The sequence below is a fragment of the Bacteroidota bacterium genome, from assembly GCA_018816945.1.
Taxonomy (GTDB): domain Bacteria; phylum Bacteroidota; class Bacteroidia; order Bacteroidales.
The window spans coordinates 90,042-105,197 of record JAHIVC010000099.1; the positions used below are offsets into that span (position 1 = coordinate 90,042).

Annotated in this window: 13 protein-coding genes; 3 read left to right on the forward strand and 10 right to left on the reverse strand. The window is 35.4% G+C overall.

Annotated elements, in window-relative coordinates; genetic code table 11:
• Nucleotides 1-1,251 (reverse strand): cytochrome c biogenesis protein ResB, encoded by a 1,251-nt coding sequence (locus tag KKG99_14690; protein MBU1014243.1) that lies wholly within the window; start codon nt 1,249-1,251, stop codon nt 1-3.
• A gap of 304 nt (nt 1,252-1,555) precedes the next feature.
• On the opposite strand from KKG99_14690, the gene KKG99_14695 reads away from it, so the two are divergent.
• Entirely contained in the window at nt 1,556-3,055 is a 1,500-nt protein-coding gene (locus tag KKG99_14695; protein MBU1014244.1) for a NapC/NirT family cytochrome c, read from the forward strand.
• 108 nt (nt 3,056-3,163) lie between these two features.
• Here the strand turns inward: KKG99_14695 and KKG99_14700 are convergent, their stop codons facing one another.
• The 6 genes from KKG99_14700 to KKG99_14725 all read right to left on the reverse strand — a co-directional run bounded on the left by KKG99_14700 (nt 3,164) and on the right by KKG99_14725 (nt 8,121).
• A complete protein-coding gene (locus KKG99_14700; GenBank protein MBU1014245.1) occupies nt 3,164-3,646 on the reverse strand; it encodes a cytochrome c family protein in 483 nt (160 codons plus the stop codon).
• A gap of 277 nt (nt 3,647-3,923) precedes the next feature.
• Nucleotides 3,924-4,538 (reverse strand): cytochrome b/b6 domain-containing protein, encoded by a 615-nt coding sequence (locus tag KKG99_14705; protein ID MBU1014246.1) that lies wholly within the window; start codon nt 4,536-4,538, stop codon nt 3,924-3,926.
• Between the two features lie 5 nt (nt 4,539-4,543).
• Nucleotides 4,544-5,518 (reverse strand): cytochrome c3 family protein, encoded by a 975-nt coding sequence (locus tag KKG99_14710; protein ID MBU1014247.1) that lies wholly within the window; start codon nt 5,516-5,518, stop codon nt 4,544-4,546.
• A gap of 141 nt (nt 5,519-5,659) precedes the next feature.
• Nucleotides 5,660-6,529, reverse strand: a complete 870-nt coding sequence (locus tag KKG99_14715; GenBank protein MBU1014248.1) for a hypothetical protein — start codon at nt 6,527-6,529, stop codon at nt 5,660-5,662.
• An 18-nt stretch (nt 6,530-6,547) separates the two neighbouring features.
• On the reverse strand, nt 6,548-6,961 hold the full coding sequence (locus KKG99_14720) for a hypothetical protein (GenBank protein MBU1014249.1): 414 nt from the start codon (nt 6,959-6,961) through the stop codon (nt 6,548-6,550).
• Between the two features lie 83 nt (nt 6,962-7,044).
• Nucleotides 7,045-8,121, reverse strand: a complete 1,077-nt coding sequence (locus KKG99_14725; GenBank protein MBU1014250.1) for an ammonia-forming cytochrome c nitrite reductase subunit c552 — start codon at nt 8,119-8,121, stop codon at nt 7,045-7,047.
• A 310-nt stretch (nt 8,122-8,431) separates the two neighbouring features.
• Here KKG99_14725 and KKG99_14730 point away from each other — a divergent pair, with 310 nt between their 5' ends.
• Together KKG99_14730 and ispG are read left to right on the forward strand one after the other, a co-directional pair.
• On the forward strand, nt 8,432-9,127 hold the full coding sequence (locus KKG99_14730) for a Crp/Fnr family transcriptional regulator (GenBank protein ID MBU1014251.1): 696 nt from the start codon (nt 8,432-8,434) through the stop codon (nt 9,125-9,127).
• 53 nt (nt 9,128-9,180) lie between these two features.
• Complete coding sequence (gene ispG / locus KKG99_14735) at nt 9,181-10,956, forward strand: (E)-4-hydroxy-3-methylbut-2-enyl-diphosphate synthase (GenBank protein MBU1014252.1); 1,776 nt, start codon at nt 9,181-9,183, stop codon at nt 10,954-10,956.
• Here ispG and KKG99_14740 read toward each other — a convergent pair.
• The 3 genes from KKG99_14740 to trkA all read right to left on the reverse strand — a co-directional run bounded on the left by KKG99_14740 (nt 10,953) and on the right by trkA (nt 15,062).
• Nucleotides 10,953-11,912, reverse strand: a complete 960-nt coding sequence (locus KKG99_14740; protein MBU1014253.1) for a diacylglycerol kinase family lipid kinase — start codon at nt 11,910-11,912, stop codon at nt 10,953-10,955. The two genes, ispG and KKG99_14740, sit on opposite strands and share 4 nt — an antisense overlap.
• A 293-nt stretch (nt 11,913-12,205) precedes the next feature.
• Complete coding sequence (locus KKG99_14745; protein ID MBU1014254.1) at nt 12,206-13,591, reverse strand: TrkH family potassium uptake protein; 1,386 nt, start codon at nt 13,589-13,591, stop codon at nt 12,206-12,208.
• Between the two features lie 130 nt (nt 13,592-13,721).
• Nucleotides 13,722-15,062 (reverse strand): Trk system potassium transporter TrkA, encoded by a 1,341-nt coding sequence (gene trkA / locus KKG99_14750; protein ID MBU1014255.1) that lies wholly within the window; start codon nt 15,060-15,062, stop codon nt 13,722-13,724.
• Between the last annotated feature and the right edge of the window lie 94 nt (nt 15,063-15,156).

A 15,156-nucleotide genomic window follows, 5' to 3' on the forward strand; every position in this document is an offset into this window, starting at 1 on the left:
TTAGTCTTTAATAGTTTTTGATCTTCCGGTTAGTGCCAGGTAAAGTGATCCTGCCAATATCATAAAAATACTGGTATAAACTGCAGGCAACCATGGGTCCCGAATGAGCTGAATGGCACTCATTTTTGACCATTTTCCCATTTTCTCGTCATATCCAACCTGATAAATTTTATACCCAAATACTTCAATAGGTTTGTTTACTATAATCTCAGCATCTTCGTATTTACTTACAGTTTTGAAAATCCTTAGTTTTGAGCTGAATTTTTTTGGGGCTTGAACTGTCATTGCCAAGGATAGGGTTTCATTTAACGGCATCAACTGCTTATCATACATGAAATTACCTGCAGAAATCCATCCTGTTTTTTCAACGCCGCTATTTACATTTACTGCCTTTATTTCAACTGCCGGAGTTGCACCCATAGTAGATGAGCTATCATATTGCCCATCTTTATATCTTGCTTCGGCAATAGATTGCTCTATTTCGAATTGCCAATCATTCCAATTAAACTTATTACCGATATTTACATCAAACAGCTTTTCTCCTTTTTTTGTCACAATTTTTGAGGTTTCGTTATCAATAATTGCCAGTGAAGGTGGATATTCTTCAATATCGAATTCAAGTAATTTAATAGCAAAAGGAAGTTGCTGTGTTATTCCGTTTTTATCCTCTGCAAAATAAATGGCCCGATCTAACACCAGGTTCATATTAAACATCTTTATATCGGCAGATCCCAGCGAAGCAGATGCTATCAAAATCCATAATCCGGCATGATTTAAGAAAAAACCGATATTTTTAAGATTGAATTTATTCAGTCTTTTAAAAATTGCATGACCAAGAATTGCAAGTAAGTAAATAGCAGAAAACAGGTAAGGCCAGCTATTTTTCAAATGAGTCAATCCCCAGGTTTGTATCCAACCTTCCTGCCTTTGTTGAGGAATAAATGCCATTAAAAGAACCAGGAACATCACAAAACTGATAGCTGTAACTGCTGCCGGAACACCAGACAGAAAAGAAGTAATTCTATTGTTAAGAATTTTACTGCTTATCCAAAAAATGACAATGAGCCCAATGGCTATAACCAAATTAATAGGCCATCCTGGAAGGGTAATCCTGTATTCGGATAGCACAAATTCAAGAACAAAACCCGCGATCAGCAAAGCAAGGTTTATTAGAATGCTTTCCTTGAATCCCCAAGGCTTTTCCCATATTTTTTTGTTGATCTTTTCAGCGTTATCTATATCTGTATGCATAAAGTTATTTTAGTGTACCAAGGATCATATAAATCTAGTGTGGCGAATATACGAGTTTTTCAATCTAAGTAATATTGTTTTAAAGGACAAATTAAGATGAATTGTTTGAATTCAGGATAAAGCATTGAATCTTATATTTACCATTAAGATTTTGAAATATAGGTATATTGCCTATATAATTAGCCTTATTCATTTCTCATCTTTGATTTAAAAGTATCATGGAATTCATGATAAATATCATTCATATTAAAAATTACAGCTATCTTAATTGTATAATTTTGTAAAACATACTAAAATTACTAATATGAAACTTCCAAAAACTGCCTATAACTGGACATCCTTAATTGGGGCGACCATATCAATTATTTCATTATCGATGATCGTATTTCTATTTACGATATCAATCATGTTCGATAAAGGAGGTTCTTATCTTGGTATTTTTATTTACATGGTATTGCCCATGTTTTTAATATTTGGATTAATTCTTATTCCAATTGGGATGTGGAAGCGGCACAGGGCGGAGTTAAAAAATGCTGATCTTAAAGAATTAAAATGGCTTAAAATAGATTTTAACGATCCAAAGCATAGAAATGCAATGTTGATTTTCATAGTTGGATCGGCCATATTTTTGTTTTTATCCTCCATTGGAAGTTATGAGGCCTTTCACTATTCCGAATCTGTAGAATTTTGTGGTACCGTTTGCCATGATGTGATGGAACCTGAATATGTTGCTTATCAAAACTCTCCACATGCAAGGGTTGCTTGTGTTGAATGTCACGTTGGTGAAGGTGCTGATTGGTATGTTCGTTCAAAATTATCAGGAATGTATCAGGTGTATTCAGTACTGTTTAAGAAGTATCCTACTCCAATTCCTACACCGGTTGAAAATTTACGTCCGGCCCGTGAAACATGCGAACGCTGTCATTGGCCCGAAAAATTTTATGCACAACAAAATCGCTTAGAAAAACATTATATTGCTGATGAACAAAATTCAGAATGGGACATCAGTTTGCAAATTAAAACAGGTCCCAATTACAGCGCTCTTGGATTGCAAGAAGGAATTCACTGGCATATAAATCCTGATGTTACCATTGAGTATATTCCCGGTTCATCAAACAGAGAAGAAATCCCCTGGGTTAAATACACCAATAAAAAGACCGGCGAAACTTATATTTATGAAGACACTGAAAATCCATTAAGTGAAGAAGTAATTAATTCTTCGCAGATAAGAACGATGGATTGTATGGATTGCCATAATAGGCCTTCACATAATTATTTATCGCCGTCAAAGTTTGTTGACAATGCAATGATAGCAGGCCTAATGTCATCTTCTATCCCTGAGCTAAAAGTGACTGCCATGGGATTACTATCCATCGAATATCCAACCAAGGACAGTGCTTTAAACGCTATTGCATCTGGAATTAAAGGGTTTTATGAAAATTCTTATCCTGAATTTTTAGCAGAGAATAAAGGTTTAATCGATGATGCAATTACTGCATTGCAGGATGGATTTCAAAAAAACATATTCCCATTCATGAAAGTCAGATGGGATATATATCCTAACCATATTGGTCATATCGAAAGCAATGGGTGCTTCAGGTGTCATAATGATACCCATCAAACCAAGGAACAAAGGGCCATTTCTAAAGATTGTAATTTGTGTCATATTATCAATGCCCAAGGACCTCCTGCCAATTTGGAACGATCATTAACTTTTGATGCACTTGAATTTAAACATCCGGTGGATATTGGTGAGGAGTGGAAAGTTACAAATTGTGCCGAATGTCATTCAGCTTTATTTTAAATCAACATTGATAAACTTAATGGCCAGGTAAAGAATCGCATTCATACATACATAAAAAAAACTCCTTTGGTTTAAAGGAGTTTTTTATTGAGTAACACTTATTGTAAATTACTCGACTATAGTTGGGTGTGCAATTTTAGCAACATACTCTTTATAATTAAAGCCTTTAAAATGTGGGCTTTCTGAATTATGGCATTTAAGGCATACCGCTTCTTTTGGCTCAATCATACCGTTTGCCAATGCTTTTGCCTTATCCTTCATAATAGCATTTGGGAAATATTTACTACCTGGTCCGTGACAAGATTCGCAAGATACACCTTCAGTAATTTTTAAACCAGCCACTAAATCTTTATCTACATGGCCAACCGTAGAATGGCATTTAATACACTTTGGATCTTTAGCTTCTGCAGCACTTAAAGATTCCATTGCTTTAGCATGTAATGATACTTGCCATTTAGCATACTGGGCTCCGGTTGCCGGTTTATTATGGCACATTTTACATTTATTTGCTCCTACATACTCAAAATCTTGAGCCATCAAGTTGCTGCTTCCCAGAAACACAACTAATGAAATTAACATTAAAATTCTCATAATCATCATTTTTATAGTTAGACTGTTGTTTGTTTTTATTATTTATTAAACCTATTACAAATTTAAGACCATTAATTTCTGTTAATACACTCCGGCAATAATCATCAATTCATGATCTTCGCAGCATATCATGTAATCTACATTCAATCGCGAATATAGCTCATTGATTTCCATCAATGCATAAAGCATGGTTATTAGAATTAGTTTTTAAAATAGTTTGTTTAGTATTTCAATCAATTTTGTAGTCAAATTAGTTCAAATCAAATATAAATAATTATCAATGTATTTCGTGATAGCCATTAATCATGCCCTTAAAATTACTAAGCGGTGTATGTCCGATGGTGCAAAAGTAGATATGGACAATTAAAAATAGTGAGACAATAAATCCCATTATAACGTGAATGATATGAGTTATATGTAATGCTTTGTTCCCAAAAAAATCAATAACCAAGAATTCGGGATATAGTATCATGATCCCTGTTAAAACCACAAGTGGGATAGTTACATACATCACAAAAATATAACTGAACTTTTGCAGTGGATTAAATTTATGCTCTTTAGTAATTGGAAATGGAGGATTTTCTCCTTTAAAAATACCAAAAGCATAATATCTGGCTTGCATAATCAAGTTCTTTACGATACCTTTTCTAAGAAAATACTGCCGACCATTTGGTGTAAGGAAATTTCCCAGAAAAAAACAGATATAACTCAGTACCAGAATAATTCCGGCGATATTATGAATTGATACGGACCAATCAAATCGAATCAGAGGAAGTGCCGGATCAGAATATTGCATGCTGATGCCGGTAAAGATCAACAATAAACAAAGGATTGCATTAAACCAATGCCAAAGCCTGATCCAAACGGGGTATAAATATATTTTTTCACTCATGGCGCTTAATGTTTAATGATAATACGTAAGAAAGCATGAATACACAATCCCAGAAAAACTAAAACGAATAATCCAATACTGATAACATTCAGATAGTAATTTCTGTTAGCTCCAATTACATACGATTCTTCAAGCATTGCCTCATTTGAAAAACCGGTAATGCTTCGTTCGTTGGTAAACTGATATTTATAAAGAGAGGCAAGCAATCGCGATTCTTTCGAATGACACTCCACACAAAGCTTAATAGCCTCTTCTTTAGGCCGAACATTATGTGCAACTAAGGTGTTATCATTAATTTGAGTATGACATTCGATGCACCTAACTTTTTTAAAGTGAAGAACTTGGTTGGGCAACCAATTATGTGTTACTAAAACATTCGGGTTTTCCATCGTAGTCAACAACTGGTATTTAGAAATATCAGCATGGCAGGTCAAACAAATTTCATTATCGTATTGTATGAAATCAGCCATATTTTCGTTGGTACGTGCATTAATTTTATAACTATGCGGATTATGACACATCCAGCAGGTAAAGTCTTCGGAATGTTTTGAGGAGTGAACACTTTTGTGAAAATCTTCTTCGATTTGCTCAAAATTGAACTTTGCATATTGTTCATCGCCGGCATGACAATCTAAACATGCAAATTTAGGCTCCATGCGCAATTGCCCTGAGTGGGGAAATTCTCCATAGTCGGCCGAATGACAATCCCTACAACTAAATTTCCAATGATTTGATTGGTAATATTCTACTGAATCCACGATAAAATATGGATTCATTCTTTCTTTCACTTTTTTCCCCATCCAGTCGTTTTGATAGTAATAGTTTGCCTGTCCGTGACAACTGAAGCATAATTGATTGTCTTCGGCATACTCAGCTATTCTTTGAGTTTGATCAGTTTGTGCAAGTATATAATTAGGCTGAAATAAAAACAAAGAGAAGAAGATAAAAACACCTAAAATGCGATATAAATTTCTTTTCATCCTTTTATTGTTATAAAGGGTGCCATTATTGTGATGACACCCTTATAATTATTTAATCAAAAATAAGCAATAATTTAAATTGATTCGATGCTTTTCAACTTGAATTAATGAAGTCAGAAAACCAGTATTCATCTTACAAATTTAGAAACCCCACAATCTTGTAATATTGAAACCTATAAACAAAGCTCCATCTTGCCAATCATTAATGTTGGTCATCATATTGTATTGTGGGCTAAGCGTATTGGCTGTTCCCATGAATATTTGGAAAGCGTGAGTTCCTGTTGCAAATTCAACACCAAAAGCTAAATTAGGTTTTGCTTTAAGATCCAAAACAGTATGTTCTTGAATTCCTTTGATATGCAAAGGAGCATCATAATTAAAAATGAAAGATCCTTGTGGGCTGAATTTTACCCTGCCACTAAAGGAAATCGCAATTTTATCATGTTCCTGTGTCGATTCAACCTTATTAATATGTGAGATACTTGGTGCAACCTGAAAAGAGAATGCATCGCAAAATTTTCGACCAATGATGATTTGGTTGAAAAATGAAAATCGATCTGTTCCACGTGAAGGTTGCCCGGCAGAAACAAATACTTCCTTATTTCTACCATCAATACCAAAATTACTATAATAGGTTATGGCTAGCGGGCTTCCGCCTTCCCGGGCTTGTTTTAAAATACTCCATTTTAATCTAAAATCGGTCATTTTATTGTATTTTATGGCTCCAACACCGATCATGATATTATTGTTTATGCTATAATTCAATCCAAGTCTGATATTTGATGGTGCATAAAGACCATACAAATCGGTAATTCCGTTCTGGACGGTTCCAAAATTATGCTCAATAATCATTTCAAGTGTTCGGGCATCTGGAATTACTCCGGTTTGGGCATTGATTAAAATCCCACTTTCAAATGGTGATCTTACCGGTTTAACTTCAACTTTTTCTTCTTGTGCAAGGAGAACGCCAAAACACATCAAAAAAGCCAGTATTATGCTATATTTTTTCATCTTTTTCTGATTTATAAGTTAATTATTTTTAGCACCCTCTGTAATCCATTTCAGGACCAATGCACTTTGTGAATCTGTAAATTGCTTCCAGGCGTGCGTACCTGCTCCAGGCTTAACGTAAGTGTACAATTTGCTGGAAGCCGGATTAGCTGTATTTACAAGACCCTTGGAAATGATTTCGCTATAGGCTTTTGCAGCAGTCAAATAAGGACGGGTTCCACCGTCTCCATGACAGGATGTACAACGATTACCTGTTGTAAAAATGGGTACAATCATCGTAGAAAAACTAGTTGCATCCGGATCAACAGGATCATCTGGATCTGGTTCCTCAATAGGGGGAGGAGTAGGGCGATATATAAAATCATATTCACAACCCGTAACAACCATCATTCCAACGAAAACCAGTATTAGTATATATATTGATTTTTTCATTGCAGAAATTTTAAATGTCATTTTAATCAAAAAAAGGCACCTTAAATAACCGATGCCTTTTTCTATATGGTTAATTACATAACTTATTTAACTTTCGCAATCGTATTTTTCAGAATGCCAATTACATATTGTGGATTGTGAACTCCAAGGCTCTTGTCTTCAGTAGCTAATTGCCAGTTAATAAAAGCTGCTGCTAAGTTGGCTGGTTGCGAACCTGCAATTGCATAACCTGCATGGCCTTTTGAACCATCATCATAGATACCTTTTGCAGTCAAGATAGCTTGTAACTCATCTAATAAAGTTTGAACTTCTAATTGTAAAGCTTTAACTTGTGCAGTCACTTCGGTGGTGCTAGTATGACAACTGGTACAACCTGCATAAGAAATCGCACCTGTTTCTTCATTAGTTACATTAAAAGTATGACCACCGGTAGAAGTGCCAGTAGCTGCAGCCATATGACAAGCAACACAACCGTCTTCCACATAATTTGCATGGGTGTTGATACCATAAGTTGCGGTTCCGCCCATTTTAATTAAACCTTCGCCTGCTAATACGTTTGCCTGTGGACCATGATGGCCACCATAACGATAAGAAGTTAAAGTTACATTAGCTCCATCAACAACTGGCATTGGGCTAATTGGTCTAGATTGATGACAGGTAGCACATAAATTACCTTTTCCAAAATCAACAGTGGCACCACCAACAAATAATTGAACATTTGCCGTTTGTGTTAAGCCTAAATCAGCAGGAGTGAATGTTTTGTGAATGTTATGACAAGTATAACAGTTAATTGGGTTGGGATTGTTGATAATTATACCATCATAAGTTCCGGCTAGGTTAGCAAGGAATCCTTGACTGGTATGACAAGTTGCACATGCACCGGTATTTCTTGCAAAAGCTTCACCAGTTGCATGAAGTGAATGTTCCCATTGGTTTACTTGTGCAAACATACCCTGAGATTGACCCCCGTCGTGACATAGGATACAACCTGCTGTTCCGTCTATTCCGTCAACACCTGCTTCGCCTCTTGGTCCGGCTGGTCCTACTGCTCCATCAATTCCGTCTTTTCCTGCAGCACCTTCCTTGGTACAACTTGTAATCATTAACACAGAAAACAGAAATGCAACTGTTAAAAAAGTTAAAAATGTAAATCTTTTCATTTGTCGTAGTTTTAAGTTAATATTTTTAGCGCTTGTTTATTCTTTAACAATATTAAACATTTTATAAAATCCACGTCTTTAAAGGGAAATGAGATATTTCAAACCGAAAATTGAAATAAACTATCCTTTTGCTTGACATTTATCAACCAAAGTTGGATATTTGTCACCTTTTGTGTTTGTTAAGATTCTTGAGACATGCTGTTTTTTCTATTAAATATTTGATTTTTAATACTATATAACTTTTACTACTTGCTTATTTAATTACATTATAAATAATGTACTATAAATCAGTTAACTAAACAACTTAACTATGCCTACCTATATTAACAATGCATTATGCAAAGATTGTTCTAAAAGGCTTAACATTTTTCATTTTTTAACCGACGATGAAATGGACTATATCAACGAGCATCGTCATGAGGTAAAATTCAATCCCGGCGAAACAATTTTCAAGCAAGGAGGAGCATTCACTCATGTTGCGTGTTTGACATCAGGTTATGGAAAAGTTTATATAGAAGGCATCAATAAAAAGAATCTGGTTCTTAATATTTTACGACCTACAGAAATGATTGGTGGACCCGGATTGTTCAACGATTTTCGTCATCATTATTCGGTTTCCGCAATTGATGATGTTGTTGCTTGTTTTATTGAAGTTGAGTCTTTTATGGAAGTTGCGAAACAAAACAAGGAGTTTGCTTCGGAACTATTCAAATGGATCAACCAAAAAGGGGTCCGTAATTTTGAAAAGCTGATTAATCTTACCCAAAAACAAATGCCCGGAAGAATAGCAGATGCCTTACTCTATCTTTCAAACTCTGTTTACGAAAATGATAAATTTACGGTCAATATTTCACGTCAGGATATTGCAGATCTGGCAGCCATGTCGAAAGAAAGTGCCATCCGAATTATTAAAGAATTCAAAGAATCGGGCTTTATTACCTGTGAGGGGAACGATTTTAATATTCTCGATCCAAAGGCACTGCATAAAATTAGTCAGACCGGTTAAAGAACCCAATTGGACATTTATTTTCTAACTTTGTATAAATAAGTTAAAAATAAATGACTGATTTACTGCAAAAATTTCCTTCTTTCATTTCCCGAACCATTCATATTGGCAACGTTGCTTTGGGCGGATTAAATCCAGTAAGGATTCAATCAATGACTTCGACCAATACTTTAAATACCAAAGAAACAGTTAGCCAGTCTATTCGCATGATTGATGCCGGCTGTGAAATGGTTCGAATAACCTGTCCCGGAATAAAAGAGGCTGAAAATTTAAGGCTCATCAAAAAAAAATTGCAACAAGCCGGTTACAATGCACCTCTTATTGCCGACATTCATTTTAATCCAAATGTGGCTGAACGTGCCGCCCGAATCGTTGAAAAAATCAGAATAAATCCAGGGAATTACACAGGAACTATTTCTAAAAACTTATCAGTATTAAGTGAGTTTGAATATCAGCTGGAACTCGAAAAAGTGGCCGATAAACTTCTACCTTTACTTAAGGTTTGTAAAGAATACGGAACGGTAATAAGGGTTGGGGTTAATCATGGTTCCTTATCCGAACGCATAATTCATAAATACGGAAACACACCCTTGGGAATGGTGGCTTCTGCAATGGAGTTCGTACAAATCTGTCAGGCATTTCAATTTTGCGATTTGGTGTTATCAATGAAATCGAGCAATCTAAAAATCATGGTGCAAGCCTATCGGTTATTGGTAAGTAAAATGCTTGAAAATAATATGGATTATCCTCTTCACTTGGGAGTTACAGAAGCAGGAAACGGATTGGACGGGCGAATTAAATCAACTTTAGGCATTGGCACTTTGATTCGGGAAGGAATAGGGGATACCATCAGGGTTTCGCTAACTGAGGCTCCGGAAAATGAAATTATTTTCGCAAAATCAATTATTAAAATATTGGGCAGGTCAACTCAACAAAATAATAAACACACTGATTATTTTTCGCATATAAATCCTTTTGAATATAATCGCAGAGGCAGCAATCTGACGGCTCAAATTGGAGGAGGAAAACCACCGATTGTAATTTCATCGTCACAGAACGAAGAAGCTGATTTGTTTTTTGACAAAGCACAAAATCTACTTGTTGGAAAACAAAATAATTTCAAAATCATCAGGATTGAAGAAAAGGTTAAAAATCGGATTTCTGAAAATCAAAATAAATTTGTTGAATTGCATTTGCTACTTGACCAAAAAGAGTTTGATTTGATTTTGGGACGAATCGTTAATGATGATATTTTATTGTTTTCCCTCGGCAACGATCAGGAGATTATTGAGGTTCGAAAACTGATTTCATCCTTACTCAGTCGGGAAATTAAAAACCCGGTTGTAATTAAAAAAACCTATGAGGATGAAAATTATGACGAGTTAATCGTACATGCCTCTACCGATTTTGGATCATTGCTTATTGATGGACTCATAGATGGGGTTTGGATAGAAAGTCTTAAACACGAAAGCAAAAGCACTTTATTAAGTTTTCGAATATTACAAGCGAGTGGTTCGCGAATCAGTAGCACCGAATTTATTGCCTGTCCCTCATGCGGCAGAACCAAATATAATATTGAACAAGCATTTGACGAAGTTAAAAAAGCAACAAATCACCTCTGCGGTTTAAAAATAGCGGTGATGGGTTGCATCGTAAATGGTCCGGGCGAAATGGCCGATGCGGATTATGGTTATATCGGCGCAGGCAATGGAAAAGTAAATTTGTATAAATCACGGGAATTAATCAAACAAGGAATTGACGAAAAGCAAGCCGTTGCAGAACTAATTGCACTGATAAAAAAGTACGGTGACTGGAAAGAAAAAAATTAGTTTCCCCTTATCAACTGAATGCTTTTAGGGATAATCGTGAACTCAAAAGGAGAGTGCCCAAGCGATTCACCATCCGTTTCAAGAAATAGGGAAGCCGCAGGATTTGAAGTAATCTCAATTCGTTTTCCGGTAAAGGTTTGTACTTCCGGAATTTTAACAAATGAACCATCGTATAAATTTTTAATGTTTGAGATGACTTTAAATTTTGAAGCTTTACGAATGAGGGTAATATCAAACAATCCGTTATCCGGGATTGCATAAGGAAGTTGCATCATTCCACCTCCGTTATATTTACATATTCCAATACTTAAGCTAAATATTTTTCCTGCAAAAACCTTATCATCATCAATGCGCAAATTAATTTCAGTATGTTGGTATTGTAATAATCCCAGGAATAAATTGATGAGATAAGCAAATGGCCCTCCGCCTCCTTTTTCTTTCATCAAATTGGTTTTTTTTGCAACAAGAGCATCATAACCCATCCCTGCCATGTTTACAAAATGCCTTGAAATAATTTTTTCTTTAGATGAGTATTTTACGATTCCGGCATCCTGTATAAAGGTCTTATCTTTTTGAATAATATCAATGGCACTTTCATAATCGTTAGGAATTTGGTACATTCTACCCCAATCATTACCTGTGCCAATCGGAATCATCCCAATTTTTATATCTTTCGTTCCGACAATCTTTTGTTGAAATATACCGTTTACAACTTCGTTAAATGTGCCATCACCTCCCACGACTATAATATTACGATAGCCATCGCTTATATATTGAGTAGTTATTTCGATGGCATCGTTTTTATGTTTTGTGAAAACATTCTTGAAAGAGAATCCTTTTTTTTCCAAAAGCGATTGAATCTTACTCCAATCCTTTTCACCTTTTCTTTTACCGGAATTCGGGTTGACAATTACCAACCAATCCTTTATGAATAAATCTGATTTAGTATCACCCAAAATAATCGTTGTTAAGTAAGTTTGAATGGGATCAAATTTAGGATAAATTTTTATATAACCGAAGTTCGATCCAATGCACATCAAATAAAACATGCTTCAATAGGTCTAATATTAAGTACTTTGGGCTAATAAGACATTAGATACCAGATGTTAGATCATAGATGAAACTTCTTTTTTGTCTAATATCTAAACTCTAACGTCTTTTATCTTAATTTATTAAAACGCAAATAACATAGCAGCGAGTATTTCAATGCTTTTTCTGTAGAATTAATGTAATATTGATTCTAAATGATCTATTTTTTCCAAAACGCAGGTGCAAAAATGATGAGTACGGTGAACAATTCCAAACGACCTAAAAGCATTATAAAAGATAAAACCCATTGGCCGGCCAAAGGAATATGGGAATAATTTTCGATCGGACCTACCGACCCAATACCGGGGCCAATATTGCCAAGTGAGGCAGCAACAGAGCCGGCAGCTGACTCAAAATCCAATCCTAAAGCCGACATGATAAGTGTGCCAAAAACAAAAATGAGGATGTAGATTAAAAAGAAAGCCATTACTTTATAAATAATATCTCCATCAACTGATTTCTTATTAAGTTTTACAGGAATAACTGCTTGTCGATGTATCAATCGCTTTAATTCTTGTCCACTATTTTTTAATAATAAAAGTTGTCTGATGACTTTCATACCACCACCAGTTGAGCCCGCGCTTCCACCAACAAACATCAATAAAAAGATGATGAGCCAAAGTGTACCTGGCCAGAGTAAATAATTGTCAGTAACAAAGCCTGTAGTTGTAATAATTGAAACAACTGTGAATAAGGTGTCCCTGAAAGCCTTTTCCATTTCTACTGTTCCTAAGCTAGTAATAGCAATGGTTATAGCAATTGTTGCAAGCCCGATTAGTGCAAGGTAGTTTCTGTATTCTTCGTTGTCCCAAACTTTTCGCAATCGACCTTGTAAGGCAAAATAATGCAAAGTGAAATTTGTTCCCGCCAAAATCATAAAAAAGATGATGATGTATTGTATGTAAGACGAATAGCCTGCTATGCTGTCATTTTGAGTTGAAAAACCTCCGGTAGCCATGGTACCAAAAGCGTGACATAAGCCGTCAAACAAATTCATCCCTCCGGTCATTAACATGATTGTTTCTGCAAAGGTGAGCAAAACATAAATTGCCCATAGACGTTTTGCAGTGTGTGTGATCCGAGGATGGAGTTTATCGTGAGTTGGGCCCGGCATTTCGGCAACAAATAATTGCATACCCCCAATTCCCAAAACCGGTAATATGGCAACTGATAAAACGATGATCCCCATTCCGCCTATCCAATGAGTTAAGCTGCGCCAAAATAAAATTCCTTTTGGAACAGCTTCAATATCACTTAAAATAGTTGCTCCGGTGGTTGTAAAACCAGACATGGTTTCAAAAAAAGCATTTGTAAAACCGGGAATTGCTCCACTAAATAAAAAGGGTAAGGTGCCAAAAAAAGAAGTAGTAATCCATGTAAAAGTGACAATCAAATAGCCTTCGCGTTTACCTATGATATTGCTGGTATATTTGCGCAAAGCGATGAATAAAGTGGCTCCAACTGCAGAGGTAATCAGTCCCGAATAAAGTAATGCCAAATAACTTGTTTCATGATAGTACAAAGAAAATGGGATACCCAGAAACATAAAAAAACCTTCAATCATCAGTAAAAAACCAATAATCTTTAGGACTAATTTGAAATTTATATCCGCATTTTTAAACATGCATAAAATTATTTATTTACTAATAATGCGAATTTAGGGATAAGAAATAAAATCAGTTAAAAAGTTTGTCTACTTTGGTTATGGCATGAGGCAAACAAAAAACAACAACCCTATCACCTTCCTCAATTTGAGAATTACCCATTGCAATAAAACTTTCGTTACCTCTATAAATTCCGCCTATTAATGCGCCATCCGGAACATTTAAGTATTTAATTTGCTTTTTAGTTATCGCTGAAGAAGGTTTGGCAACAAGTTCAATTACCTCTGCATCCACCCCACTTAAGCATTTTAGAGAAGCAACTTCAGAGCCCATCGTAAACCGAACAATATAACTTGCAGTAATTAGTTTTTTATTGATAATAGTATCAATACCAATGTTTTGTGAAATGTCGATATAATCAATGTTTTCGACCAATGCTATAGTTTTCTTAACACCGAATTTGCGTGCATGTAAACAAGTAAGGATATTTGTTTCCGAATTATCGGTCACCGCAATAAAAGCATCAACTCCACGAATGCCCTCCTCTTCCAAAAGTTGAATATCACGCGCATCTCCATGAATAACCAAAGTATCTTCCAAATAATCCGTTAGACTTAAACATCTTTCTTTATCAACTTCAAACAATTTGATATTTACCTCTTTTTCCAATCGCTTACATGCAGTTCGTCCAACACGACCTCCTCCAACTACCATGATATTCTTTATCTCAAAACGTGATTTTCCACAAAATTCCATCAGGTCATCAATACCTTCGGGTTTAGTAATCACATAAATCAGGTCGTTTGGAAGAAATTTATCATTTCCTTTTGGAATAATTGTTTGACCGCTTCTGTGTATTGCTACAGCTCTGAAATTCAGGTGTGGGTTTTCCTTTGCAATTTGATACAGACTTTGGTACATAATCGGGGCATTTTCTTCCAACCTTATCAAAAATAAAGAAAGCTTTTTATTGGTAAAATCGAAAATTTCTGTTGCTCCTGTTTGATGCAAAAGGTCCGTAATTTCGTGTGCGGCAATCTCTTCCGGACAAATCATGGCGTCGATACCAAGGCTTTCATAAATCTTTTTATTTTCCTCACTTACATTTTCCAGGTTATTAACACGGGCAATTGTTTTTTTTGCTCCTAATTTTTTACCAAGAATAGCTGTAATAATATTTACCTGCTCATTATGAACTACCGAAATTAATAAATCCGTATTATGAATATTAGCACTCTTAAGGATCGGAATGTTGGTTGAATCGCCAGTGATTGTCATCAAATCAGTATGTGATTCAACCATTTTTAATAATTCTTCGTTGGGATCAACTATGGTAATGTTATGGTTTTCACTGGCTAATTGTTTCGCCAGATGCAATCCCACTTCTCCATCTCCTGCAATAAGTATATTCATAAAAATATTTTCTTTGCGGCTGCGAAATTAATGCAATCTGATCAAATATAGCAAATTATCAATTAAAAATGCTGCTTTTTATTTTAATCGGGAG